Annotated in this window: 23 protein-coding genes, 1 tRNA gene and 1 pseudogene; 14 read left to right on the forward strand and 11 right to left on the reverse strand. The window is 70.5% G+C overall.

What is annotated here, in order from left to right; translation table 11 throughout:
• Positions 1 to 5: 5 nt before the first annotated feature.
• Genes AC0L6Y_RS01270 through AC0L6Y_RS01280 form a run of 3 tightly spaced genes read right to left on the reverse strand, consistent with a single transcriptional unit; the run spans position 6 to position 3,730 of the window.
• A complete protein-coding gene (locus AC0L6Y_RS01270; RefSeq protein ID WP_473553890.1) occupies positions 6 to 1,661 on the reverse strand; it encodes a DNA repair helicase XPB in 1,656 nt (551 codons plus the stop codon).
• Between the two features lie 10 nt (positions 1,662 to 1,671).
• Positions 1,672 to 3,534, reverse strand: coding sequence for a helicase-associated domain-containing protein (locus tag AC0L6Y_RS01275; RefSeq protein ID WP_473553892.1), 1,863 nt, complete (start codon positions 3,532 to 3,534; stop codon positions 1,672 to 1,674).
• A complete protein-coding gene (locus AC0L6Y_RS01280) occupies positions 3,521 to 3,730 on the reverse strand; it encodes a hypothetical protein (protein WP_473553893.1) in 210 nt (69 codons plus the stop codon). The genes AC0L6Y_RS01275 and AC0L6Y_RS01280 overlap by 14 nt, the downstream gene beginning before the upstream one ends.
• Before the next feature lie 116 nt (positions 3,731 to 3,846).
• Here AC0L6Y_RS01280 and AC0L6Y_RS01285 point away from each other — a divergent pair, with 116 nt between their 5' ends.
• Together AC0L6Y_RS01285 and AC0L6Y_RS01290 are read left to right on the forward strand one after the other, a co-directional pair.
• Positions 3,847 to 4,227 carry a cold-shock protein gene (locus AC0L6Y_RS01285; protein WP_294180010.1) on the forward strand — a complete coding sequence of 127 codons (381 nt, stop codon included), beginning with the start codon at positions 3,847 to 3,849 and terminating at the stop codon, positions 4,225 to 4,227.
• Positions 4,220 to 4,447, forward strand: a pseudogene (locus AC0L6Y_RS01290) (DUF3027 domain-containing protein); the annotation flags it as partial. The gene AC0L6Y_RS01285 and the pseudogene AC0L6Y_RS01290, both read left to right, overlap by 8 nt.
• Positions 4,448 to 4,666: 219 nt before the next feature.
• Here the strand turns inward: AC0L6Y_RS01290 and AC0L6Y_RS01295 are convergent.
• Together AC0L6Y_RS01295 and serC are read right to left on the reverse strand one after the other, a co-directional pair.
• Positions 4,667 to 4,900 carry a DUF2530 domain-containing protein gene (locus AC0L6Y_RS01295; protein ID WP_473553895.1) on the reverse strand — a complete coding sequence of 78 codons (234 nt, stop codon included), beginning with the start codon at positions 4,898 to 4,900 and terminating at the stop codon, positions 4,667 to 4,669.
• A 9-nt stretch (positions 4,901 to 4,909) separates the two neighbouring features.
• Positions 4,910 to 6,037 carry a phosphoserine transaminase gene (gene serC, locus AC0L6Y_RS01300; protein ID WP_473553897.1) on the reverse strand — a complete coding sequence of 376 codons (1,128 nt, stop codon included), beginning with the start codon at positions 6,035 to 6,037 and terminating at the stop codon, positions 4,910 to 4,912.
• Positions 6,038 to 6,157: 120 nt separating this feature from the next.
• Between serC and AC0L6Y_RS01305 the strand changes: the two genes are divergently transcribed.
• The 5 genes from AC0L6Y_RS01305 to AC0L6Y_RS01325 all read left to right on the forward strand — a co-directional run bounded on the left by AC0L6Y_RS01305 (position 6,158) and on the right by AC0L6Y_RS01325 (position 10,029).
• Positions 6,158 to 6,850 carry an iron-dependent transcriptional repressor DtxR gene (locus tag AC0L6Y_RS01305; RefSeq protein ID WP_473553899.1) on the forward strand — a complete coding sequence of 231 codons (693 nt, stop codon included), beginning with the start codon at positions 6,158 to 6,160 and terminating at the stop codon, positions 6,848 to 6,850.
• 259 nt (positions 6,851 to 7,109) lie between these two features.
• Positions 7,110 to 7,718 carry a C40 family peptidase gene (locus AC0L6Y_RS01310; protein ID WP_473553901.1) on the forward strand — a complete coding sequence of 203 codons (609 nt, stop codon included), beginning with the start codon at positions 7,110 to 7,112 and terminating at the stop codon, positions 7,716 to 7,718.
• A 310-nt stretch (positions 7,719 to 8,028) separates the two neighbouring features.
• Positions 8,029 to 8,526 carry an HNH endonuclease gene (locus AC0L6Y_RS01315; protein ID WP_473553903.1) on the forward strand — a complete coding sequence of 166 codons (498 nt, stop codon included), beginning with the start codon at positions 8,029 to 8,031 and terminating at the stop codon, positions 8,524 to 8,526.
• 95 nt (positions 8,527 to 8,621) lie between these two features.
• Entirely contained in the window at positions 8,622 to 9,566 is a 945-nt protein-coding gene (locus tag AC0L6Y_RS01320; RefSeq protein WP_473553905.1) for a CHAP domain-containing protein, read from the forward strand.
• Positions 9,567 to 9,594: 28 nt separating this feature from the next.
• A complete protein-coding gene (locus AC0L6Y_RS01325) occupies positions 9,595 to 10,029 on the forward strand; it encodes an iron chaperone (RefSeq protein ID WP_473553907.1) in 435 nt (144 codons plus the stop codon).
• Positions 10,030 to 10,150: 121 nt separating this feature from the next.
• Here the strand turns inward: AC0L6Y_RS01325 and AC0L6Y_RS01330 are convergent, their stop codons facing one another.
• From AC0L6Y_RS01330 to AC0L6Y_RS01340, 3 genes are read right to left on the reverse strand one after another with little or no spacing between them, the layout of a single operon-like run.
• Positions 10,151 to 10,951 (reverse strand): ABC transporter ATP-binding protein, encoded by an 801-nt coding sequence (locus AC0L6Y_RS01330; protein WP_473553909.1) that lies wholly within the window; start codon positions 10,949 to 10,951, stop codon positions 10,151 to 10,153.
• On the reverse strand, positions 10,944 to 11,936 hold the full coding sequence (locus tag AC0L6Y_RS01335; RefSeq protein ID WP_473553910.1) for an ABC transporter substrate-binding protein: 993 nt from the start codon (positions 11,934 to 11,936) through the stop codon (positions 10,944 to 10,946). The genes AC0L6Y_RS01330 and AC0L6Y_RS01335 overlap by 8 nt, the downstream gene beginning before the upstream one ends.
• 41 nt (positions 11,937 to 11,977) lie before the next feature.
• Complete coding sequence (locus AC0L6Y_RS01340) at positions 11,978 to 13,051, reverse strand: FecCD family ABC transporter permease (protein WP_473553912.1); 1,074 nt, start codon at positions 13,049 to 13,051, stop codon at positions 11,978 to 11,980.
• A gap of 38 nt (positions 13,052 to 13,089) precedes the next feature.
• On the opposite strand from AC0L6Y_RS01340, the gene AC0L6Y_RS01345 reads away from it, so the two are divergent.
• From AC0L6Y_RS01345 to AC0L6Y_RS01360, 4 genes are all read left to right on the forward strand, one after another.
• Positions 13,090 to 14,838 carry an ABC transporter ATP-binding protein/permease gene (locus AC0L6Y_RS01345; protein ID WP_473553914.1) on the forward strand — a complete coding sequence of 583 codons (1,749 nt, stop codon included), beginning with the start codon at positions 13,090 to 13,092 and terminating at the stop codon, positions 14,836 to 14,838.
• The gene (locus AC0L6Y_RS01350; RefSeq protein WP_473553917.1) at positions 14,835 to 16,583 is read left to right on the forward strand and encodes an amino acid ABC transporter ATP-binding/permease protein; all 1,749 of its coding nucleotides are present in this window, start codon (positions 14,835 to 14,837) and stop codon (positions 16,581 to 16,583) included. Before AC0L6Y_RS01345 ends, AC0L6Y_RS01350 begins: the two co-directional genes overlap by 4 nt.
• A gap of 117 nt (positions 16,584 to 16,700) precedes the next feature.
• Positions 16,701 to 17,051, forward strand: coding sequence for a hypothetical protein (locus tag AC0L6Y_RS01355; protein ID WP_473553920.1), 351 nt, complete (start codon positions 16,701 to 16,703; stop codon positions 17,049 to 17,051).
• A 108-nt stretch (positions 17,052 to 17,159) separates the two neighbouring features.
• A tRNA-Arg gene (locus AC0L6Y_RS01360) sits at positions 17,160 to 17,231 on the forward strand.
• Positions 17,232 to 17,372: 141 nt separating this feature from the next.
• On the opposite strand, the gene AC0L6Y_RS01365 is transcribed toward AC0L6Y_RS01360, so the two are convergent.
• From AC0L6Y_RS01365 to AC0L6Y_RS01375, 3 genes are all read right to left on the reverse strand, one after another.
• On the reverse strand, positions 17,373 to 17,939 hold the full coding sequence (locus AC0L6Y_RS01365) for an NAD(P)-dependent oxidoreductase (protein WP_473558582.1): 567 nt from the start codon (positions 17,937 to 17,939) through the stop codon (positions 17,373 to 17,375).
• A gap of 500 nt (positions 17,940 to 18,439) precedes the next feature.
• The gene (locus tag AC0L6Y_RS01370; RefSeq protein WP_473553922.1) at positions 18,440 to 19,723 is read right to left on the reverse strand and encodes a PIN-like domain-containing protein; all 1,284 of its coding nucleotides are present in this window, start codon (positions 19,721 to 19,723) and stop codon (positions 18,440 to 18,442) included.
• A 213-nt stretch (positions 19,724 to 19,936) separates the two neighbouring features.
• A complete protein-coding gene (locus AC0L6Y_RS01375) occupies positions 19,937 to 20,884 on the reverse strand; it encodes an alpha/beta hydrolase (RefSeq protein ID WP_473553925.1) in 948 nt (315 codons plus the stop codon).
• A gap of 121 nt (positions 20,885 to 21,005) precedes the next feature.
• Here AC0L6Y_RS01375 and AC0L6Y_RS01380 point away from each other — a divergent pair, with 121 nt between their 5' ends.
• From AC0L6Y_RS01380 to AC0L6Y_RS01390, 3 genes are read left to right on the forward strand one after another with little or no spacing between them, the layout of a single operon-like run.
• Complete coding sequence (locus tag AC0L6Y_RS01380) at positions 21,006 to 21,446, forward strand: thioredoxin domain-containing protein (protein WP_473553927.1); 441 nt, start codon at positions 21,006 to 21,008, stop codon at positions 21,444 to 21,446.
• 9 nt (positions 21,447 to 21,455) lie between these two features.
• Positions 21,456 to 22,391: a cytochrome c biogenesis CcdA family protein gene (locus AC0L6Y_RS01385; protein ID WP_473553929.1), complete on the forward strand. Its 936-nt coding sequence runs from the start codon at positions 21,456 to 21,458 to the stop codon at positions 22,389 to 22,391.
• Positions 22,360 to 23,121: a DUF3179 domain-containing protein gene (locus AC0L6Y_RS01390; RefSeq protein WP_473553931.1), complete on the forward strand. Its 762-nt coding sequence runs from the start codon at positions 22,360 to 22,362 to the stop codon at positions 23,119 to 23,121. The genes AC0L6Y_RS01385 and AC0L6Y_RS01390 overlap by 32 nt, the downstream gene beginning before the upstream one ends.
• Positions 23,122 to 23,124 lie beyond the last annotated feature (3 nt).

A 23,124-nucleotide genomic window follows, 5' to 3' on the forward strand; every position in this document is an offset into this window, starting at 1 on the left:
AATCCTCAGGCGGCGGCGAGGCCGTCGGCGTCGAGGATCGTGTAGCTGTAGCCCTGCTCGGCGAGGAACCGCTGACGGTTCTGGGCGAAGTCCTGGTCGACGGTGTCGCGCGCGACGAGCGTGTAGAAGTTGGCCGGCAGGCCGCTCTCCTTCGGGCGCAGCAGCTGGCCGAGGCGCTGGGCCTCCTCCTGGCGGGAGCCGAACGATCCGGAGACCTGGATCGCGACCGTCGCCTCCGGCAGGTCGACCGAGAAGTTGGCCACCTTCGAGACGACGAGCACCTTCGTCGTGCCGTCGCGGAACTCCTGATAGAGCCGTTCGCGCTCCGCGACGGGCGTGCTGCCGGTCAGCTGCGGCGCGTTCAGGCCCTCCGCGAGCTCGTCGATCTGGTCGAGGTACTGCCCGATCACGAGGATCCGCTCGCCCGCGTGCTTGGCGACCAGGTCGCGCACGACGCGCAGCTTCGCGGGGGCGGTGGCCGCCATCCGGTAGCGCTCGTCGTCGGCGCTCGCCGCGTACTCGAGCCGCTCGGTCGGCGGCAGGTCGATGCGCACCTCGAAGCAGGAGGCGGGGGAGATGAAGCCCTGCGCCTCGATCTCCTTCCACGGGGCGTCGAAGCGCTTGGGGCCGATGAGCGAGAACACGTCCGACTCGCGGCCGTCCTCGCGCACCAGCGTCGCGGTGAGGCCGAGTCGGCGGCGCGCCTGCAGCTCGGCGGTGAGCTTGAAGACGGGGGCGGGCAGCAGGTGCACCTCGTCGTAGACGATGAGGCCCCAGTCGAGGGCATCCAGCAGCGCCAGGTGCGCGTACTCGCCCTTCCGGCGCGCCGTGAGGATCTGGTAGGTCGCGATCGTGACCGGCTTGATCTCCTTGACCTGCCCGGAGTACTCGCCGATCTCGTCCTCGGTGAGGCTGGTGCGCTTGATCAGCTCGGCCTTCCACTGCCGGGCGCTCACGGTGTTGGTCACCAGGATCAGCGTCGTCGTGTCGGCCTCGGCCATCGCGCCCGCGCCGACAAGGGTCTTGCCCGCGCCGCACGGCAGCACCACGACCCCCGAGCCGCCGTCGAAGAAGTTCGACACCGCCTGCTGCTGGTAGGGGCGCAGCGCCCAGCCGTCCTCGACCAGGTCGATCTCGTGCGGGGTGCCGGGGGTGTAGCCGGCGTGGTCTTCGGCGGGCCAGCCGAGCTTCAGCAGCTCCTGCTTGATCTGCCCGCGGGCCCACGGCTGCAGCGTCCACTCGGTGGAGGTGCGACGGATGCCGAGCAGCGGCGCCACCTTGCCGCTGCGGGTGATCTCGTGAAGCACCGCCGGATCGGTGGTGGTGATGATGAGCTCGCCGAGCGTGCCGTCGTCGTTCTTCTCGCGGTCGATGATGAGCCGCCCGTAGCGCCCCACCGTCTCTTCGATGTCGATCGCGACCGACTGCGGAACCGGGAACTTGGCGTAGCGCTCCAGCGTTTCGAGCATCTGCGCGGCCTCGTGACCGGCGGCGCGCGCGTTCCACAGCCCCAACCGCGTGATGCGGTAGCTGTGCATGTGCTCGGGCGCCCGCTCCAGCTCGGCGAACACGGCGAGCTCGTGCCGTGCCTCCTCGGCTTGCGGGTGCGCGACTTCGAGAAGCACCGTGCGATCGCTCTGCACGATCAGGGGTCCGGTCATCCGATCGAGTTTAGTCGCCCGCCGGTTCGACCGCCGTGATGGAGGCCAGCGGCAGCGTGCGCTCCAAGTCGGACTTGCGGTCGCGGGCGCGCACGCGTCCGCCCGCCACCGCGGCCGGCTCGAGCACGAACTCCTGCTCGGTGCCGTCGGGCATCTGCACGCGCACGGCGACGGCGACCTTGTTCTTGGCGGCGAGCTCGAGCTGGCGCGAGATCCAGCCCTCGTCGCCGCTCTCGGCGACCGAGCCGGTGGAGTCGCGCAGGCGGGCGACGACGATCGCGGCGGTGTCGTCGCTGACCGGCTCGCTCTCGCCGACGACGCGCGCGCGGCGCAGCGTGACGATCCGCCCGGCGGCGTCCTCGGCGACGACCGGGTAGCGCGCGTCGTGCAGGCTCCAGTAGACGATGTCGGGGGTGAAGCGGGAGGCGAGGCGCCCGTCGTCGAGCTCGCGCAGCGCCAGCGGCGACAGGTTCGGGTCGACGAGCAGCTGGTGGGTGCGCGCGCGATCGGTGGAGCGGATCACCGACCGCACCTCGGCGACATCCGCCGGTCCGACCCGCAGGGTGCCGAAGTGGCTGGCCGTGTCGCGCACCAGGTACTCGAGCGGCTGCGGCACCCCGGTGAGCGAGATGCCGGCGAGAAACTCGAGCAGGCTGTCGTCGGTCTCGCCCGCGATGAGGGCGCGGGTGACGCTGGCCGCGGTGACGCGGTAGCTGGAGGCGAGCCCGCGGGCGTCGATGTCGGCCACGAGGCGCAGGCGCCGATCGAGTTCGGGAACCAGCGGGCCCGGCGCGACGATCGAGAGGTCGTGCTGCAGGTACACCTTGTCGACCTCGGCGGGGAAGTGGGCGGCGAGCACCGCGGCCGCGGCCTCCGCGCCGTCGCCGAGCAGCGCGGAGCCGGCCGTGCTCGGGCGCTGCGAGCCGATGATGCCGAGCTTCTCGGCCCCGGCGAGCACGATCGCGACCCGCTCGCGCACCCAGTCCCGCCCGGCCGGGTAGCGCCAGTCGAGGTAGTCGAGCAGGCCGTCGCCCCAGATCGCGTGGGCGCGCTGGTGCAGCAGCTCCCGCAGCTCCTCGGGCAGCCGGGCGCGCCACGCCGCGGCGAGGATGCGCCAGCGATCCAGGCGCGGCGACTCCAGCCAGGCGGCGGCCTCGTCCGCGACCGTCCAGGCGCGCGGGGCCGCGATGACGAGTCCGGCGCGCTCGGCCAGGTCGAGCATCACGTCGAGCTCATCGACCTCGACCGCGGCCGCCGCGGCGAGACGCCGCGCATCCGGAAGGGCGAGGCCACCGCGGCTCACGCGCCGCGCCGGCTCGTCGCGCAGGTCCTGCACGAGCTCGAAGATGATCCCGACGGTGCCGTAGGCGCGCTCGGCCGCCCCGCGGTCGATGAAGCGCGCATCCGCGTCGCTCACCGGTTCGAGGGCGGCGGGGGCGGGTGCGCTCCGCAGCTCCGTTCCGCTCGGCAGCCCGAAGGACGGCCATGCGCGCAGCTGCTCCACGACCGCATCCCACGGCACGACGCGACCGGACTCGCGGCCGAGCAGCCCCGCCGCGAAGGCGCGCGCCACGCGCTGCTCCGTCTCGGGCGCCGTGGTGTCGAGCACGGCGCGCAGCTGCTTCAGGGTCGGGGCGCCCGTGCTGCCGGCGAGCTCGCCCGCCGCGGCGAGCAGCGCGAGGGTGGGGCGGTCCAGCCGCGAGAGGGCGGACTGGATGGAGGTGCGGTCCAGCAGCGCCTCGGCGAGGTCGAAGTAGTCGCGGATGCCCTGGCGCCGGATCTGGCGCTCACGGATCAGCCGTTCGAGGGCGTCGTCGTCGAGCGCCCGCAGCGTGGCAGCGAGCGCGAGCGCCGATCCGCTACTCGGCGCCATCCTGCGCGAGACGACGTTGACGCACCACGCTCGCGATGAGGAAGGCGACGATCAGCAGGAACGCGATCGGCAGACCGATCGAGGGCAGCAGGGCGACCGCGGGCCACACGCCGGAGCTCAGATCGGCGCCGGCCGAGCGGCCGAGGAACACGCTCACGATGGCGATCACCGAGAGTCCGCCGACCGTCGCGATCATCGTTGCGAGAATACGTTCGATACGATTGAGGGGTACGCGGGTTTCGTCGGTCACCTGACCAGAATAGGGGCCGCGTCCGCACCACCACCCACGCGCGACATCGAGAGAGGCCTGCGATGCCTACCGGCAAGGTCAAGTTCTACGACGAGGAGAAGGGCTTCGGCTTCATCTCCTCCGACGACGGGCAGGAAGTCTTCCTGCACGCCTCCGCACTCCCCGCGGGAGTGACGGTCAAGGCCGGCTCGCGCCTCGAGTTCGGCATCGCCGACGGCAAGCGCGGCGCGCAGGCGCTGTCGGTTCGCGTGCTCGAAGCCGCTCCGAGTCTCTCCAAGATGTCGCGCCGCTCCGCCGACGACATGGCGATCGTGGTGGAGGATCTGGTGAAGCTCCTCGACGGGATCGGCGCGGGCCTGCGCCGGGGTCGTTACCCCGACCGCAGCCACGGCGCGAAGATCGCCGCCGTGCTACGCAAGGTCGCGGACGACCTGGATGCCTGACGCGCGGAGTTCTGCCCGCGAGGCGGCCGCGCGCGCGGCGCTCGCCGAGTTCACCGCGGCCGGAGACGTCGGAGAGCTGCTCGAGGAGCAGACGACCGACGACGGACTGTCGACCCTGAGCTTCGCGACCACGCAGCTGGGCTACCCGGGCTGGCGCTGGACGGTCGCGGTCGCCGAGCTGCCCGGCGAGGCGCCGAGCGTGCTCGAGGCCGAGCTGCTGCCGAGCGAGGGCGCCTTGCTGGCTCCCGACTGGGTTCCGTGGTCGGAGCGCCTCGAGGAGTACCGCGCGGCGCAGGCTGCCGCGGCGGAGGCGAATGCCGAGAGCGCGTCCGATGACGACGCCGACGACGCGGACGACGACGACCTCGACGATGTCGACGAACTCGACAAGCCGGGCGTCGACCTCCGCGAGCTCATCGACTTCGAGCCCGACGACGACTCAGCGGCGGCGGATGAGGGTGTAGGCCAGCAGGACCAGGCCGATGCCGAGTCCGCAGATGCCGATCCAGAGCCAGTCGCCGTTCCCGCTCGCCGTCAGCGCCGGAAGCGCGGTCAGAAGCCCCAGGGTGGCCAGAAGCCAGAGGCCTAGGCCGACGAGGATCGGCGTGCGGTCGTCGGTCTCCACGGGCGGCGGCGTCGGACGACGCTCGTCCTTGGGGATCCACAGCCGCATCGGGTGCTCCTACTTGGCCGCGACGTTGACGTTGTCGATCACCCAGTCGATCGCGCGCGTCAGGGTGCGCACATCGTCGGGGTCGATCGCGGTGAAGGTGGCGATGCGCAGCTGGTTGCGTCCGAGCTTGCGGTACGGCTCGGTGTCGACGATGCCGTTCGCGCGGAGCATCTTCGCGATGGCGGCGGCGTCGATCGCGTCGTCGAAGTCGATCGTGACGACCACCTGCGAACGGTGGTCGGGGTTCTCGACGAACGGGGTGGCGACGCTCGACGCCGCGGCCCAGTCGTAGAGCACGCCCGAGGATTCGCGCGTGCGGGCGTCCGCCCAGGCGATGCCGCCGCTGGCGTTCATCCAGTCGAGCTGCGACTCCATCATCAGCAGCGTCGACAGCGCGGGCGTGTTGAGGGTCTGGTTGAGGCGCGAGTTGTCGACCGCGTTCTTGAGGCTCAGGAACTCGGGGATCCAGCGCTCGGAGGCGGCAATCGTCTCGATCCGCTCGATCGCGGCGGGGGAGACCACGGCGAACCACAGGCCGCCGTCGCTGGCGAAGTTCTTCTGCGGGGCGAAGTAGTAGACATCCGTCTCGCTCAGGTCGACGTCGACGCCGCCCGCGGCGCTCGTCGCGTCGATGACGGTGAGCGCGCCCGCGTCGCCCGCGGCGCGACGGACCGGAGCCATCACGCCGGTCGAGGTCTCGTTGTGCGGCCAGGCGTAGACGTCGACGCCGTTGACGATCTCGAGCTCGCTGCGCGAGCCGCCCGCGGCGGTCAGCACGTGGGGTGCGTCGAGGAACGGGGCAGCCTTCGAGGCGGCCGCGAACTTGGCGCCGAACTCGCCGAAGCTGAGGTGCTCGCTGCGCTGGGTGATGAGCGAGAACACGGCGGCGTCCCAGAAGGCAGTCGAGCCGCCGTTGCCGAGCAGAACCTCGTAGCCCTCGGGCAGGCGGAACAGGTCGGCGACGCCGGTGCGGACGCGTCCGACGAGGTCCTTGACGGGGGCCTGCCGGTGCGAGGTGCCGAGGATCTCGGCGTTCGCGGCGAGGTGGGCGAGCTGTTCGGGGCGCACCTTCGAGGGGCCGCAGCCGAACCGCCCGTCGGCGGGCAGAAGTTCGGCGGGAATCGTCGTGCCAGGCATGCCCCGAGTCTATGGCCCGCGGCCGGATGCGCGACGTGCCGGTGCGCGCGAGCGCCGGAGAGCGGGGTGAGGTGAGGCTAGGCTGGCCTGCGACGCCCGCGCGAAATTCAGGAGGACGCCGTGACAGATCTTGTCGACACGACGGAGATGTATCTGCGGACCATCCTCGACCTCGAAGAAGAGGCGATCGTGCCGCTGCGGGCCCGCATCTCGGAGCGTCTCGGGCACTCCGGCCCGACCGTGTCGCAGACGATCGCGCGCATGGAGCGCGACGGTCTGGTGCGCGTCGAAGGCGATCGTCACCTCGAGCTGACCCCGACCGGTCGCACCCGCGCGCTGCACGTGATGCGCAAGCATCGTCTCGCGGAGCGCCTGCTCGCCGACGTGATCGGCCTGGACTGGGCGTACGTGCACGACGAGGCGTGCCGCTGGGAGCACGTGATGAGCGAGCAGGTCGAGCGTCGCCTGCTCGAGATCCTCGACCACCCCACGGAGTCGCCGTACGGCAACCCGATTCCGGCCCTCGACGAGCTGGGCGACACCCCGGCCGGACGCTTCCTCGAAGGGGTCACGAGCATTGTGGAGGCGGTCGCCGACACCGACGCCGCGGTCTCGGGCGTCATCCGACGGCTCGGCGAGCCGGTGCAGTTCGAGCCCGAACTGCTGGCGCAGCTGCACGCCGCGGGCATCGTTCCGGGGGCGGCGGTGACGCTCACGCGCGCCGACTCGTACATCGCGATCGAGGCTCCCGCGGTGGGCGAAGGGCTTGAGCTGCCGCGCGAGGTCGCGCTGCATATCTACATCGCCAGCTGACATGTGAGTCGGCTGGGTGTTGCTGGGAATAGCCCGGATCGGCCGTTATCGAGTCGTGATCTCAGGTGACCCGGACGTAGTGTCGCGGAGTCGCATCGCCACCTCCCCCTCGGTGATGCACCGTGAGCCAGACGCCTCAACCCCATCTCTGAGCTCGCGCACCTGATCCAGTTCAGGATGGAACCGCCCTCAGCAGCGGTCGAGGCGCCGGAGATCTCCCGTGGCTCTACCTCTTCGTCTCGCTGCCGTATCCCTGATCATGCCTGGTCTGTTCGGCACGCTCGCCCTTCCCGCCTACGCCGCCCTGCCCGCTGACCAGGAGGCGGAGGTCGACGCGGCCACCGCCGAGACCGTCGCCGCCGCCGTGCAGTCGTTCCGCGTCGACAGCGCGGTGACCGAACTCCCCGTCGAGCGCTCCGAGATCTCGGCGACCACCGAGTCCGAACTCGCCGAGATCCGTGCCGCAGAGGCCGCTGCCGCCGCCGCGGCCGCCGCCTCGGTCGGCGTCAGCAACCCGGGTGCGGCCAGCGCCGACCTGGGCGCCATCGTCTCGATTGCGATGCAGTACCAGGGCGTGCCCTACGTCTACGGCGGCGCGACGCCTGCCGGCTTCGACTGCTCCGGCTTCACGATGTACGTCTACGCGCAGGTCGGCATCTCGCTGCCGCACGGCTCGGTCTCGCAGGCCTACGGCGGCACCCGGATCGCCGCGTCGGCGGCGCAGCCCGGCGACCTCGTCGTGCTCGACGGCGGCAGCCACATCGGCATCTACCTCGGCAACGGCCAGATGATCGACGCCCCGTACGCGGGCAAGACCGTCCAGGCGCGGGCGATCTACACGACCAACCACTACTTCGTCCGATACTGAGCCGGGCGAGGTGGCGCTGACGCGCAACGCGTCGTTCGCCAGGTGTTCAGCGGCCGTCGGCTATTCTGAAGGCCTTGAACCAACGGATCTCAGGAGAGCCGATGCCGAACTCACGCAACATCCTCACCATGGATGCGCGCGCGATGCTCGGAATACGGCGGAGCATCCGCCCGGTCGTGCACTGTTCGGACCGGAACTGAAGAAGGCGCTGTCGTTCGCGACAGCGCCTTTTTTGTGCTCATCCTGATTCCCGAGGCTCGGGATGCATCGAATGCCCGCAAGCCGTGCGGGCGCCTTCGAGAGGAGAACCGTGCGCACCCTGGTGTTGAATGCCGGCTACGAGCCGCTGGCCGTCGTGTCCTTCAAGCGAGCGCTGGTGCTCGTGCTAGGCGGGAAGGCGACGATCGTCGCGCGTGACGATGATCACCCGGTGCTGAGCGCCTCCGGGGCGTGGGATCGCCCCTCGGTCATCCTGCTGACGCGGTATGTGCGCATCCCGCACCGTCGACTGGTGCCGGTGTCGCGCCGCGGCGTGCTGCGCCGCGACAATCAGCGCTGCGGCTACTGCGGCGTGAGCGCGACCACGATCGACCACATCGTCCCCCGTTCGCGCGGCGGTGCCGACTCGTGGGAGAACCTGGTGGCGTGCTGCCTCAAGTGCAACAACATCAAAGGCGACCGCACCCCGCAGGAGATGGGGTGGAGCCTGCGCGTGCAGCCGCGAGCGCCGCATGGCACCTCGTGGATGGTGCGCGGCACCGAGCGGGCGCTGCCGCAGTGGGAGGAGTTCCTCGCCCCCGCCGCGTGAGCAGCTGGCATCCGCCGAGTGCACGGACCGTTACATCAACGTGATTTTTCCAGGTTCGTCACGTAGTCTGTTCCGGCGCCACACCGGAGGAACTTTTGACGGAACCCGAGGGCTCAGACAATCTGGGCAACCTCTTCGGCGGCCTCGCCTCCTCACAGGAGACGACGGCCGCTCCTGCGGCGTACCCGACGCGCCGCTCGCTGCGCGCCGCCGAACTGACGTCGTCGGCGTCGTCCGCGGCATCTGAGCCTGCCGAGAACGCGGCCCCGACGGTTCCTCCCGCCGCCGAGAAGGCGGCGCCGGTGGTGCCGGTCATGTCGTTCCGGCGTCAGACGGCACGGCACCCGATCCGCGCCCGCGTCACCGCCGCCGGCACCATGGTCATCATCGGGGGCCTGTTCGCGGCGCTCGGACTTCCCGCCTACGCGGAGGGCGACGACACGGCCGACGTGGCGATCGCCGATGCGGAAGCGGTGCAGAGCTTCGAGGTGAGCGAGGTCGCCAGCGCGACCGCGATCGAGCGCGACAGCTATGACGCGACGAGCGCGGCGGAGCTGGTGGCGCAGTACCGCAGCTCGCTGGCCGACACGAACCTCGCGATCTACCTGCGCTCCGGCGCCGCCGAGGCGGGCGATGACTACCCGTGGCCAGCCGCGCTGCACCTCGGCCAGGGCGGCGGCCTGTCGCCGCTTCGCTACTACTACCGCGAATGCGTCGACTTCGTCGCCTGGCGCCTCAACCGCGACCAGGGCTCGTACAGCGCCCCCTTCAAGTGGGACTGGAGCTCGATGACTCCGGGTGGCGGCAGCGCCATCAGCTGGAAGTACCAGTGGGAGGCGCACGGCTGGGAGGTCAGCAGCACCCCGCAGTCCGGGTGGGTCGCCTGGTTCGGCGGCGGCAACCACGTCGCCTACGTGAAGACGGTGAACGGCGACGGCACCATCCTCGTCGAGGAGTACAACTGGGGCGGCACCCACATGTACGGCCAGCGCACCATTCCCGCGTCGAGCGTCACCGCGTTCCTCGCCCCGCCCAGCTAGCCTGGGGCTCTCACCTTGGGAGGTTGTCATGGTCGACACATCGGACGGTTTCTCCGACTTCGAGCGCGCCGCCATGAAGGAGCGCGCCGCCGAGCTGAAGGCGCAGGGCCGCGGCGGGCAGAAGAAGGCCGACAACCTGCAGGCCGTGATCGATGCGATCGCCGCCATGCCGGACGCCGACCGGGCGCTCGCCGAGCGCATCCACGTGCTGGTGCTGGAGCACGCCCCGAGCCTGCTGCCCAAGACCTGGTACGGCATGCCCGCCTACGCGACCGAGGCGGGCAAGGTGGTCTGCTTCTTCCAGGGGGCGTCGAAGTTCGAGGCGCGCTACGCGACGCTCGGCTTCAACGACGCCGCCACGCTGGATGACGGGGCGATGTGGCCGACCGTGTTCGCGATCGTCGAGTGGACGCCCGCGGTCGAGAAGCGGGTCGTCGACCTGGTCACCGCCGCCGTCGCCTAGTTGTCGTCACCCGTGAGGTTCTGAACGCGGGCACGTACGCGCGTGCGATCTCCCCTCGAGCGGTGCGAAACGTGCGATGTTGCGCGCTCAGATCGCGCTTTTGGCACCGCTCGAGGTCGTGTCAGCGGCCGACGATGATGCGGGTGCGGCCGTCGAACTCGGCGTTGCGCGCCGCCACGCGGTAGACGCGCTCCACGAGGTCGGCGTCGATCGCGGTGGCAGGTGCCCCGTCGGCGATGATGGCGCCCTGATCCACGAGCACGATGCGCGTGCAGTACGCCAGCGCGAGGTCGATGTCGTGCAGTGCGACGATGCTCGTCGACGGAGCGTCGGCCAGGTGCGCCAGCAGCTCGTGCTGGTGCCGCAGGTCGAGGTGGTTGGTCGGCTCGTCGAGCAGCAGGAGCTCGGCCTGCTGGGCGAAGGCGCGCGCGATGAGCACGCGTCGGCGCTCGCCGCCGGACATCTGCTGCAGGCTGCGGTCGAGAAGCGGACTCAGCTCCCACCGGATCGCGATGTCGTCGATCGCGTGATGGTCGGCCGGGCGGTACGGCCGCCAGTCGGGGGTGCCCGCGGCGCGACCCAGGAGCAGCACATCGCGCGCGGTGAACGGCAGCTCCGTGTGCTCGTCCTGCGCGACCGACGCGATCAGGCGTGCGCGCTCGCGAGGTCGATAGCCGCCAAGCGGTCGACCGTGCAGCGCGACGCTGCCCTCGTGGGGCGCCGAGATCCCGGCGAGCACGCGAAGCAGGCTGGTCTTGCCGGAGCCGTTCGGTCCGAGCAGCGCCACGGTCTCACCGGAGCGGATGTCGAGATCGATCGGGCCGAGCACGGTGCGGGTGCCGTGCCGCACCGTGACGCCGCGCGCCGACAGGGCGGGAGCGTGAGACGCCCCGCCCTGTCGGTTGAGCCGTGCGTCAGCCATTCGTTCCCGCGACGAGCAGCTCGAGGCCGGTGACCGCGGTCGGGCCGGCGCCCGTCACCGCGGAGGGGATGAGCGTGATGCGGTCGGCCGCCACCGCGTCGAGAGCGTCAGCTCCGGGCTCCGCGAGGAACCGAGCCTTCGCCTCCTCGGCGCTCTCGCCGGTGAACCCGTAGGCCATCACGATCCAGTACGGCTGCTGCTCGAGCAGCGCTTCCATCGACGTGTCGATGTAGGTGGCTTCCTGGTCGGCGAACACGTTCTCCAGGCCCGCTGCCGTGATCGCGGTCTGCGGGATGCCTTCGCCGCCGTAGGCGGAGATGCCGGACTCACCCGAGAAGTAGTAGATCCAGGCGGCCGTCTCGCCGGTGGCGGCGCGCTCGGCGGCGTCGGCGCGGGCGCTGAGCGCGGCGGCGGCAGCGTTGGCAGTCTCGCTCGTCTGGAAGATCTCTCCGAAGCGGCGGATGTCGTCGCTGATGGTGTCGAAGTCGACCTCCATTGCTTCGCCGGTGGCCGCGTCGTGGCCGCACTCGCCGGTGACGGTGATCAGCTGGACTCCGGCGGCCACGAGCTGGTCGGGGTCGGCGTTGAACAGGCCGTAGCCGACGACCGTGTCCGCGCCGGAGCCGAGGATCTGCTCGGTCGTCGGGTCCCAGCTGTCGACGATCAGGTCATCCGACGGCGGGTTGCTCAGGTCGTCGCTGAGCGGCGCGTCGAACTCCCCGGAGCGGGCGACGATGAGGTCGGAGCCGCCCGCCGCGTCGATCAGCTCGACAGCGGAGGTGCCGACCGTGAAGATCGCCTCGGGTGCGTCGTCGATCACGATCGGGGCGCCGCAATCCAGGACCTCGACCGGGTAGCCGGTCGCGGTGTCGCCGGTGTCGACGCTGCCGCTCGCGGTGTCGGTCGCGCATCCGGCGAGTGCGAGCGTGACCAGGCTTGCGCCGACCATCGTGCCGATTCGGGTGCGCTGTGTGGGGGTTCTCATTGTTCTCCTTGCTGTGGGTGTTCGGTTCGGGTGGTGCGTGGTCAGGATCGTTCGCGCTGCCGCTGGTGCAGCAGGAACATGAGCAGCGGTGTGCCGACGAGGGCGGTCAGCACGCCCAGCGGGATCTCGCGCGGCGCCAGAACCGTGCGCGCGAGCGCGTCGGCGGCGACGAGCACGATTCCGCCGAGCAGTGCGCTGGCGGGGATGAGGCGCCGGTGGCTGGCGCCGACGAGCCGTCGCGCGAGGTGGGGCACGACGAGGCCGACGAAGCCGATCGCCCCGCTCACGGCGACGGCGGCAGCGATGGTGAGGGCGGCGACGATCGCCACCTGGATGCGCAGCTTCGACGGGTCGACGCCGAGGCTGCGCGCGACGTCGTCGCCGAGACCGATCGCGTCGAGGCGGCGACCCCAGACGGTGAGCAGCAGCACGCTGCCGACGGTGATGATCGCGACCGCCGCGAGGTCGCTCCAGGAGGCGACGGCGAGGGAGCCGAGCGACCAGAACACGACCGAGCGCACGGCGTCGCGGTTGTCGCTGAGCACGACGACGAGGTTGGTGGCCGCGGCGAGGAAGTAGCCGACGGTCAGCCCGGCGAGCACCAGGCGAGAGCCGCTGAGGTGCCGCCGGCCGCCGAGCAGCGCCAGCACCAGGCCGAGCGCGATGAGGGCGCCGATGAAGGCCCCGCCGCTGGCGCCGAGCACCGCCGCCGAGGCGCCGAGGCCGGTGGCGATCATGACGGCGGCGCCGAAGGTGGCTCCGGACGAGACGCCGAGCAGGTACGGATCGGCGAGATCGTTGCGCACGATGGCCTGAAGCGCGCTGCCGGTGATGGCCAGGGCGGCGCCGACGACGGCGCCGAGCAGCACTCGGGGCACCCGCAGCTGCCACACCACCGTGTCGACGGTGTCGGCGCCCGGGGTGCCGAGCAGCTGGTCGACCACCACGCGCAGCACCTCGAGGGCGGGCGTCGGGTACTGCCCGAGCCCGACGGCGATGACGCCGAGGGTGGGCAGCGCGACGGCGAGCGCGAGCGTCGCCGCGGTCGCTCGCCACTGCCGAGGGGCGGCGGGGATCGTCGGTTTGACGATCAGAGTCGCCGGTCGTACAGTCACATGCAAATGATAACCATTATTATTAAGAGTCGATAACCGTGCAGCATCTCCGGCTCATGGGCCTGTGGAACGGGCACCGAGCGCTGCTGGCGGTCCTGGTCGGCATCCGCCTCGCCGTCGCCGTGACGTGGGTCGGTCAGGCGCTCGCGAGCGCACGCATCTTCGCGATCTTCCTCGACCCCGAGCTGCGCGCCGCGCTCGCCGCCGAGGTCGTCGGCCCGGCGATCGTCCTCGTGGCGGCGCTCATCGTCCGACCGTTCCTGGTCGGGGCCGGGCATCTCGTCGCGCACCGCGCCATGACCTCGGTGAAGCGCGAGCTTCGACTGCGCGTGCTGCGCGCGTTCGTGCTGCGGGCGGCACGCGATCCGCGCGGACGCAGCGGCCGAGACCACGCGATCGTCGTCGACGGCATCGAGAATCTCGACGCGTACCTGTCCGGGTTCCTGCCGCAACTGGTCGCGACGGTTATCACGACGGCGAGCGTCGGCGCGGTGATGGTCGTCATGCATCCGGTCGCCGGGGTCGCGGCGCTCCTGGTTGCGGCGACCGTTCCGGTGATCCCGCGACTCTGGGATCGCCTGCTCGCGGCGCGCGGCGGCCAGCAATGGGCGGCGTATCAGGAGCTGCAGGCCGAGTTCGTCGACTCGATGCAGGGCATGACGACGCTCGTGGCGTTCGGCGCCGAAGAGCGGCGCGAGCGCCACCTCGCGCGGGCCTCGGCGGAGCTGCTTCGGCGCACGCTCGGGCAGCTCCGGCTGTCGCTGGTCGACTCGGGGCTGGCGGCGCTCGCCCTGGTCGGGGCGCCGGCAGTCGTGCTGATCGCGCTTGCCCTCACCGGGGCGCCGTCGACCCCGCTCACGGTCTTCACGCTGGTGCTGCTGTCGATCGAAGTCGTGCGCCCCCTGCGCGAGCTGGCGGCGCTCTGGCACGCCGGCTACGTCGGCACCTTCTCGGGCGAGGCGATCCGGACGCTCCTGGAGGGCGCACCGCCGGACGGCGGCCGACCGGAGGCGACCCCGGATGCGCGGGTCGGCACCGTCGCGGTGCGCGACCTCGTGGTGCGGCACGCGGGAGCCGAGGCCCCGGCGCTGACGGTCGCCGACCTCAGCTTCGAGCCGGGCATGACCGCGATCATCGGCCCGACCGGCGCGGGCAAGTCGACCCTTGCCGCCGCGCTGGTGGGGCTGACGGTGCCGGAACGCGGCGCGGTCCTCCTCGACGGCGAGGAGTGCAGCGCCGAGCAGCTGCTGCGTCGCGTGAGTCTCGTGCCCCAGGACCCGGCGCTGTTCGGCGGCACCGTCGCCGACGAGATCGCGCGCGGTGCGTCGCCCGGCGACAGCACCGGCCTCATGGCGCGGGCCGCCGCTGACGCGGGCATCGGCGGCGACGGCGACGCCCTTCGGCTCACGACGGCGGTCGGCGAGGGCGGCAGCTTGATCTCGGGCGGCCAGCGGCAACGTGTCGCCCTCGCGCGAGCGCTCGCGCAGGGCCGCGGGGTCCTCGTGCTCGACGAGGCGACTTCGGCCCTCGACCCGGCGAGCGAGGCGGCGCTGATCGACCGGCTGCGGCGCGACCCCGACCGCATCCTCGTGGCGGTGACGCACCGGCACGACGTGGCGCGTCTGGCCGACCGCGTCATCCTCGTCGAGGACGGGCGGATCGCGACGGTCGGCACGCCGGACGAGGTGCTCGGAAGCGCGGGTCTCGGGCGCGCCGGGCTCGGGCCCGCGGCGTCGGAGGACGCGGTGCCGGAGAACGCGGCGCCGGGAAGCGCGCTGCGGGCATGAAGAGCATCCTGCGTCTGGCATCCCATCTGGGCGGGCATCGACGGCATTTCGCGGTCGTCGTCGCCTCGTCGACAGGCGTGCTGCTCGCGGGCGTCGCCGTGTCCACGATCTCGGTCGCCTCCGCCACGGCTCTCGCGACCGGGCGGCCGCTGCTCGGGCTCGGCGTCGCGCTCGGGCTGAGCGTGCTCGCCGTCGCGGTGCTGACCTGGATCGAGCAGTGGTTCGCGCACGTGCTCGCCTACGAGGTGATCGACGTGCTGCGCATCTCGTCGCACCGCGCGATTGCCCGCATCGCACCGCTCGGCCTCGCGCGCCGCAGCGCGGGGGAGACGGTGGCGCGATCGATCGGCGACATCGAGGCGTTGGAATGGTTCTACGCCCACACCGCCGCGCAGGTGATCGCCGGCACGGTCGCCTCACTCGTATTCTCCGGCGTGGCGATCGCCGTCGCCGGGCCACTCGGGTTGCTCGTCCCGGCGGCGCATCTGCTGCTCGTCGCGATCCCGCTGCTGGCGATGCGCCGCGCCGAGCGCCAGGCGGCGACGCTGCGCAGCGAGGTGTCCGAGCTCGGCACGGTCACGCTCGCGGCGCGCCAGTCGGCGCGCGAGACGGTGCTGCTGGGGGGCCTCGACGAGCTCGCGCGCGACGTGGCCGCTCGCACCGACCGCATCCAGCGCGCTCGGCGCACGATCGCGCTGCGGATGGGGGCCGAACAGGCGGTCACGGAAGCGGTCGGCGCGGGTCTTGCCGTTGCCGCGCTCGCGCTGGTCAGCGTGGGCGTCGCGGCCGGAACGACGGACCCGACTGCCTCGCCCCTGGTGATGGTGTTCGCGGTCACGTCGACCTCGGCCGCGCTGGTGATCGCGACCGCGCTGGGGCGTTTCGGCGAGGTGCGCGCGGCGGCGCGGCGCGTCGACCAGCTGCTCGACGCCCCCGGGGTGAGACCGGAAGGCGACGGCGCGGAGGGTGACGACGTGGCGGACGACCGCGCGGTGGCCCCGGAGGGGGTCGAGGCGGTTCCGGGGCTCCGCGCCCACGGGCTTCGGGTGTCGTATCCGGGCGGCGAGACGCTGGTGCTCGACGGGGTCGATGTCGGCGTCGCGCGCGGCCGCATGGTGGCGATCGCGGGGGAGAGCGGCGCGGGCAAGTCGACGCTGCTGTACGCGCTCGGGCGACTGATCCCAATGGTCGACGGCGAGATCTGGATCGACGGCGTGCGCGCCGACCGGGAGTCGTCGGCGGCCACGCGGGAGCGCGTGTCGTTCGTGAGCCAGCACGCCCACATCTTCCGATCCAGCATCCGGGACAATCTGCTGGCGCCGGAGGCGAGCGACGACGAGGTGTGGGCGGTGCTCGAGAGCGCGCGCATCGCCGCGCGGGTTCGCGAGGCGCCGGACGGCCTCGACACCGTGCTCGATGAGCGCGGCGCCGGCTGGTCGGGAGGGGAGCGCCAGCGGCTCGGGCTGGCGCGCGGGCTCCTTCGCGATGCTCGCGTGCTGCTGCTCGACGAGCCGACCGCCGGACTCGACCCGGCGACCGAGGCCGAGTTCCTGGCGACCCTCGCGGCGGTGAAGGCCGACCGGGCGATCATCGTGGTGACGCACCGCGAGCCGGTCATGCGGGCGAGCGATCAGGTGGCGCTGCTGCACGGCGGGCGCATCCGGGATGCGGCACCGCACGAGGAGCTGGCGGCGCGGAGCGAGCGCTACCGCACGCTGCTGCACCACCGCGACCGTGCGGAGTGACGCGGCGGCGGGCGGCGCCCGGCACGAGTGCCGCCTCTCGGCGCGCCGTACGTCGCCGACCTAGGCTGGGCGTGAACCCGCAGCGCACACCGCGGTGCGCGCGGGCAGGAGGCGACCATGGACGTCATCGTCAACACCGACCACAACATCACCCTCACCGAGAAGACGACCGGCGAGATCGCGTCGCAGGTCGAGACCGCGCTCGGGCACTTCACGGCGCGGCTGACGCGGGTGGAGGTGCACCTCACCGATGAGAGCGCCGGGCGCAGCACCGACAACGATATCCGCTGCCGCCTCGAGGCACGGCCCGAGGGGCTCAGTCCCGAGTTCGTGACCGACAGCGGTTCGAGTGTCGACGAGGCGGTCGGGGGAGCCGCGAAGAAGCTGCGCCACGTGCTCGACACCACGTTCGGCCGACTCGGCCACCGCAAAGGCAACACCCCGATGGGCGGGCCCGAGCCGAGCTAGCGGTCGGCGGTTCGCGGCGGGCAGTTCGCGGCTGGCGGCAGCGCTGAAGTCGCGCGCCGAGGTGTCGCGGCTAGGCTAGAACCACGCTCGGGCTGCGGCCCGGGCCCCGCCTCTGTAGCTCAATGGAAGAGCAGTTCCGTCCTAAGGAAAGGGTTGGGGGTTCGAGTCCCTCCAGGGGCACCGTAGCTTCGGTGATCGCGATCGCGAAACGGATGGCCGCCGACACCGGTTGCGGTCGCCCGCCCGGGTCGGCTTTTATCAGGCGTTGCTAAGACGATCGTCGACCACAAACGCGGCGTGTGGCGCGAGAGACATCGGCTTTCACGAATCTTTTGAGAGACGGCTGTCTGAAGCTCCGACGTAGCGTAGTGCAGGCGGAAAGGCTCGCGGCCGTGGGCCGACTTGGTGCATGAACTTCGGTTCGATCAACTGTTGATCGCGTCGAGAGCGTTGGCTAGGCGTACCGCAAGACGGTCGCGAGCTTTGGACCGTGATTCGACCGTCGTGCCGGCCAACGGCGGGGGAGAGGGCTACTCCGGGCCACGTCCGGAGAGCGTGGTCTCTGAGCAACGGTTCAACGCTGAAAACGTCCTGGGCTGCGCCCGCGGTCGTCCTATTTCGAATGACGGCTACGAGCGCCACCTCGTCGGCGAGGTCCGCGCGTGCGGCATTGACGAGGGTTGCATCGCCGCGCATTGTGGGTAGCTCTTCCGTGCCGATCAAGTGATGCGTTTCCGGCGTCAGTCGCGCGTGCAACGACACCACTTCAGAACAACGTAGGACGGCGTCGAGTGACATCGGAGAGGCACCGTGGACCTGGATCTGCTCGACGTTCGGGTCGTCGTATTCGGCATCTAGATGAAGGTCCTCCAATCTCGGCAGAACCAGTCGACCGGTCGCGCCGAGCCGGACGTGCCCGAGCGATGCGCCTGCAAGCTCGTGATCTCCCTCCCCAGGAGATGCCGGTCTGCAGTGGCCGCTTCGAAGGTTGTGGGCCCTTCCGGGAGCCCCTCAGCCTTCCGAGAATCATCGCAATCGTGAACTCGGCGGCTGCGCTGGCATGCCTCCCCGCGATGTTGAAGAGGTGGATGCTCGCGTTGAAAAGGAGTCGTTCGTCGATATTCTCCGTTCCCGCGCGGGGCGCCGACAACTGTCGAAGCGGAAAACTCGGACACGAAGGCGGAGGGGCCCGCGGGCGCCGAGGTGATCGATTTCGCGTCGTTGTATCGGGCGGATACGCGGAGGTCTTCACGCGAGCAAAACTCGAGATCGATTCGACGTGCGCGACCCATAACGGAGGTTCGCCGGTCGTGCTTAGGTCGCTAGATGCGTGGGTCTCGGCCGACGCCTGAGACGGCGCGAGTCAGTCCCGATGGGTTACGGCGTGCCTAGTCCCCACGGTGCTGTTCGTCGTCTCGCGGCGGGGCCTCGTTGTCGTTGTCGTCTTCCTCGTATTCGCCGTCAGCCTGCGCGTCGAGCGAAGTGAGGTAAGACGCATAGCGTCCGGGGTCGCTGACGTGGTCGAAGGCTCTTCGATAATAAGCATCGCGACGAGCTTCCTCCGCTGCGATCGCGCTGAGCGCGTTCGACGCTTTGGCGGCGCTGGACAGCCCGCTGATAACTTCTCTCATGCGGGCAATCGACTCTGAGTCAGCGCTCGCCGACGAGATTAACCTGTCGAGGTCTCTTCGGGCGGCTTCGCTCACTGCATTGCGGCTTAGGGCCGCCTCGCTGCGGGCCAAAGCCTCGAGTGTGCTCTTTACCGCCGCGGCCGGATACCGCACCCTAAAGTCCCTCACGGAGGACACCGAACGAGCCTCGGCTAGCGCTTCTGCGCTGATCTTCTCGCCGCGCTCGTTCGCGAACTTCAAGAATGCTCTCGGCTGGTAGAAATGCGCGCGCTCGCCGCTCGCTTCGAAGTACTCGGCGATGAGTTCAGGCCGCGGCCCAAAGGTCTTGCCGCTCGACTTCAGCCACCAATCTTCCTTCGCATCGTCGGTAACAAAGATCAACGGTTTTTTGGTGCCTTTGCTGTGCTCGAGAATCTGGCGCCAGAGTATGAGGTCGCCGTACTTCCCTTCGCCTTCTTTTGCGACTTCGTCCATATAGCCGGGTGGGATCTTCTTCGCGTAGCGATCGCTTCCTTCCTTATATAGCGCCGCCAATTGCTCGTCGGAGTACGGGTCTCCGACATTGCCGTCGTAAAGCGTCGAGATGGCTTCCAGCGTCTTGTCGTGTGCGTCTTGGCTGATGACGGCTCGGAAATGGCGTGAGCGCGCCTTCTTGAACTTCTTGCGGATTCTCTTCATATGGCGCTCAACCAGTGCGGAGAGTTCCTCCGCTTCTAGCGTGGGGTGTCGTCGCAAGCCATCAATGGAACTTCGGACGGATGCCTCGGCACTTTCCAACGACTTTTCGACTTCAGCGAACGCCTTCTCCTGCTGGTGCGCGATCATGCGCCGGTTGCGGTGAAACTCAAGCGCGACCTGATGGGGCAGCCAAAGCCGATCCTGTTCCTTTTTGAGGAGGTCGAGCCACTCATCTCGGGTTGTGGCAGAGTATCGAAAGAAGTTCAAGAGCGCGTTCGCGTCGAATACGATGACCGCCTCGTCCCAGAGGCGTTGGAACTCGTCGGGGGTCGGCGAGTAAAAGGCGCGGAACTTCTCTCTCATGGCGCTGTCCAGTGTGGAGACATGGGGCAACATTAGCGTTAGTCGTGAGCCGAACTCGTGAGTCGTAGCGCTGCGGATTCGCTGCAAGGCGGGCCGTGACGCGCTTCAGCCGACGCGACGCGAGACTCCGCGGGCGAGCGAGCAAAATCGAAGCGGTGTTGCCGTGACTGAGCTTCGAGGCCTGCGGTCACGGCCCCAAGCGTTCGATCGTGTTCAGCCGACGCCGAGCATCCCCCGCAGCGCCGCCACCTGCCGCTCCACGAAGTGCCGCGACACTCCGGCCCCAGGCTCGACCGCGTCGAAGCCGTGGTACGCGCCCGGCACCACGTGCAGCTCGCACGGCACGCCCGCCTCGGTGAGGCGGCGGGCGTAGGCGACGTCTTCGTCGTGGAAGAGGTCGAGGGTGCCGACGCCGATCCAGGCGGGCGGCAGGCCGCTCAGGTCGGTGCGGCGGGCGGGTACCGCGCGCTCCAGCGTCTCCGCGTCGAGCGGGGTGGCGGCCGGGCCCTTCGTGCCGGCGCGCAGGTACATGCCCCAGCCGAGGCGGTTGCTCGACGCGCTCCAGATGCGGCGGTCGCGCGCGGCCGGGTCGTCGCCCACGGGGGTGCGGTCGTCGAGCATCGGGTAGACCAGCACCTGGCCGATCACGGCGATCTCGCCCAGATCGCGCGCGCGGAGGGCGACCGCGGCCGCCAGGTGGCCGCCCGCGCTTTGGCCGATCACGGCGATCCGCGTCGGGTCGACGTCGGGCTGCGCGGCCAGCCACTCCAGCGCCGCGTAGCAGTCGTCGAGCGGGGTCGGGTACGGATGCTGCGGGGGCATCCGGTACTCGACGCTCGCCGCGACGACGCCGAGCTCCTCCACCAGCCGACGGCAGAGCGCGTCGCCGTCCGTCGCCGAACCGATGATGAGACCGCCGCCGTGCATGTGCAGCACCGCCGGGCGACGCATGCCGGTGGGGGCATCCGCAGGTCGCTGCACGCGCACCGTCACGCCGTCCGCCACGTCGATCAGCTCGCCGCCTTTCGGCGCGCGGCGGGCGCCCGGCGCCGCCAGAGCCCGTGAGATCGGACGGGTGAACCGGGTGACGACGGTGCGTGGCAGGAACCGCGCGCGGGTCAGCTCGGGGTGGAACGGCGAGGCGTCGCTGCCTGAGGTCATGCCTCGACCCTAGGGGTGGTTGGGCACGCCAGCCGGGGGCCGCGCCCGACGTCAGCCAGCGCGCCGAAAGCGGCTCGGCTAGCCTCGAACCAGGGGTCGACTCGATGAAGAGAGGCACCGCATGCGACTGCTCGTGATCGGCATCATCGTCGCCGTCGTGGCTGGACTCGCGGCGCTGATCGCCCTGCCGCGAGACGGCGGATTCGACGGGCCGTCGTCGAACTCAGCCGACCGGGCCAGCTTCTCGGAGCGCTACCAGCCGTACAGCGCGCAGGCGCTCGCCGAGACCGGCCCGGACGACACCGTCATCCTGTTCTTCAGCGCCAGCTGGTGCTCGACCTGCAAGGTGCTGCGCGACGACATCACCGCCCAGCAGGCGAACATCCCCGACGACGTGCGCATCCTGCTCGTCGACTATGACGAGGCCACCGCCCTCAAGCAGCAATACGGCGTGGTGCGTCAGCACACCCTCGTGCAGACCGATCGCACCGGCGAGGGCATCGCCCGCTGGGAGCTGTCGCGTTCACTCGACGAGCTGCTGGCGACCATCGTGGCGGACTGAGGTGCGACCGTGGAACTGCTGCCGCTGTCACTGCTGGCCGGGGTGCTCACGGTCCTCTCGCCCTGCGTGCTCCCGCTGCTCCCCGTCATCCTGGCCGGCTCGGCCGCCGAAACGGGGCGCCGCAGCGCGCTGGTGATCATCGCGAGCCTCGCCGTGTCGGTGATGGCGTTCACCCTCCTGATCCGCGGAACGACGGCTCTGCTCGGCGTGCCGACCGACGTCTGGCTGATCGTCTCCGGCTCGCTCCTGGTCTTCATCGGCCTCACGCTCGCCTTCCCCGCACTGTGGGAGCGGATCTCCGTCGGCACCGGGCTGCAGCGCGCCTCGGGCGAACTGGTCGACTCCTCGGCCCAGCGCACCGGCCTGGCCCGTTCGGTGCTGCTCGGGCTGTCACTCGGCCCCATCTTCACGAGCCGCAGCCCCACCTTCGGGCTCATCCTCGCCGCCGTTCTGCCGACGCGGTTCGCGGTCGGCTTCATCAACCTGGTCGCCTACACGGTGGGGCTCAGCGCGGTGATGCTGCTGATCGCCCTCGGCGGGCAGTCGGTGACGCGGCGGATGAAGTGGGCGGTCAATCCGCGCGGCGTCTTCCGGCGCACGCTCGGCGCCGTGCTCGTCGTCGTCGGGCTCCTCACCGCGACCGGCATCGTCAAAGACGTGGAGGCGTGGCTGGTCGACCGGGGCATCCTCGGCGGCGTCCTGCTCGAGCAGAGCCTCCTCGATCGGGTCGACACCGGCATCGAGGGGCGTGATCCGGAACTCATCGAACGGCAGCGCGTCGAGCGCGGCTCCCGGCTTCCTCGTCGCCCAGTTCCCGGGGATCAACTGGCAGACGGCCGACCCGGCCATCTTCAACGCGGTGTCGGGCGGGCCGCGGCGCGACGGCATCCCCGCAATCGACAACCCCGACTTCGTGCCGATCGCCGACATCTCGTGGCGGGATGACGTGCAGGCGCTCGTGCTCGACGACGGAGCGAACGGGGTGCGCGTCTACAGCTACAACGTGCTCGTGTGGCACGAGATCGTCAACGACACGGTCGGGGGAGTGCCCGTCGCGGTGACGTTCTGCCCGCTGTGCGGCAGCGCGATCGTGTTCGAGCGCACCCTGCCCGATGGCATCGACACCACTTTCGGGGTGAGCGGGGCGCTCATCGACAGCAACATGGTCATGTTCGACCGCGCCACCGAAGGGCTCTGGCAGCAGAGCACCGGCCGGGCGCTCGCCGGGGAGCACGTCGGAGCGGAACTGGCGCTGCATCCCTTCCAGCTGCTCACCCTCGGTGAGGTGCGCAGTTCCTACCCGGATGCCCTGGTGCTGAGCTCGAACACCGGCCACCAGCGCGACTACGAGAACAACCCCTACGGCGACTACGACGAGAACAGCCAGTTCTACTTCGCCCCGTCGACGTTCGATGAGCGCTACCCCGCCAAGATGATCGTCGCCGCGTTCCTCCTCGGCGAGCAGCGGGTCGCCGTGCCGTGGCTCGCCCTGCGCGAGGCGGGATCGCTGGAGGCCGAGGTGAACGGCGAGACGGTGACGCTTCGCGTGGTCGACGGCGAGTTGGACGTGCGAGATGCCGGTGGACGGTCCCTGCCCTTCTACTTCGAGATGTGGTTCAGTTGGGCTGTTCAGAATCAGCAGTCGGGGATCGTGATCGACCCCGCAGCCGACTGACGG

This window comes from Pseudolysinimonas sp. 10J20-29, from assembly GCF_055809595.1.

Coding starts and splice junctions, on each gene's coding strand:
- AC0L6Y_RS01270 (WP_473553890.1), bottom strand. CDS start 1,661: ATGACCGGACCCCTGATCGTGCAGAGCGATCGCACGGTGCTTCTCGAA.
- AC0L6Y_RS01275 (WP_473553892.1), bottom strand. CDS start 3,534: ATGGCGCCGAGTAGCGGATCGGCGCTCGCGCTCGCTGCCACGCTGCGG.
- AC0L6Y_RS01280 (WP_473553893.1), bottom strand. CDS start 3,730: ATGATCGCGACGGTCGGCGGACTCTCGGTGATCGCCATCGTGAGCGTG.
- AC0L6Y_RS01285 (WP_294180010.1), top strand. CDS start 3,847: ATGCCTACCGGCAAGGTCAAGTTCTACGACGAGGAGAAGGGCTTCGGC.
- AC0L6Y_RS01295 (WP_473553895.1), bottom strand. CDS start 4,900: ATGCGGCTGTGGATCCCCAAGGACGAGCGTCGTCCGACGCCGCCGCCC.
- serC (WP_473553897.1), bottom strand. CDS start 6,037: ATGCCTGGCACGACGATTCCCGCCGAACTTCTGCCCGCCGACGGGCGG.
- AC0L6Y_RS01310 (WP_473553901.1), top strand. CDS start 7,110: ATGCCTGGTCTGTTCGGCACGCTCGCCCTTCCCGCCTACGCCGCCCTG.
- AC0L6Y_RS01325 (WP_473553907.1), top strand. CDS start 9,595: ATGGTCGACACATCGGACGGTTTCTCCGACTTCGAGCGCGCCGCCATG.
- AC0L6Y_RS01330 (WP_473553909.1), bottom strand. CDS start 10,951: ATGGCTGACGCACGGCTCAACCGACAGGGCGGGGCGTCTCACGCTCCC.
- AC0L6Y_RS01335 (WP_473553910.1), bottom strand. CDS start 11,936: ATGAGAACCCCCACACAGCGCACCCGAATCGGCACGATGGTCGGCGCA.
- AC0L6Y_RS01350 (WP_473553917.1), top strand. CDS start 14,835: ATGAAGAGCATCCTGCGTCTGGCATCCCATCTGGGCGGGCATCGACGG.
- AC0L6Y_RS01355 (WP_473553920.1), top strand. CDS start 16,701: ATGGACGTCATCGTCAACACCGACCACAACATCACCCTCACCGAGAAG.
- AC0L6Y_RS01370 (WP_473553922.1), bottom strand. CDS start 19,723: ATGAGAGAGAAGTTCCGCGCCTTTTACTCGCCGACCCCCGACGAGTTC.
- AC0L6Y_RS01375 (WP_473553925.1), bottom strand. CDS start 20,884: ATGACCTCAGGCAGCGACGCCTCGCCGTTCCACCCCGAGCTGACCCGC.
- AC0L6Y_RS01380 (WP_473553927.1), top strand. CDS start 21,006: ATGCGACTGCTCGTGATCGGCATCATCGTCGCCGTCGTGGCTGGACTC.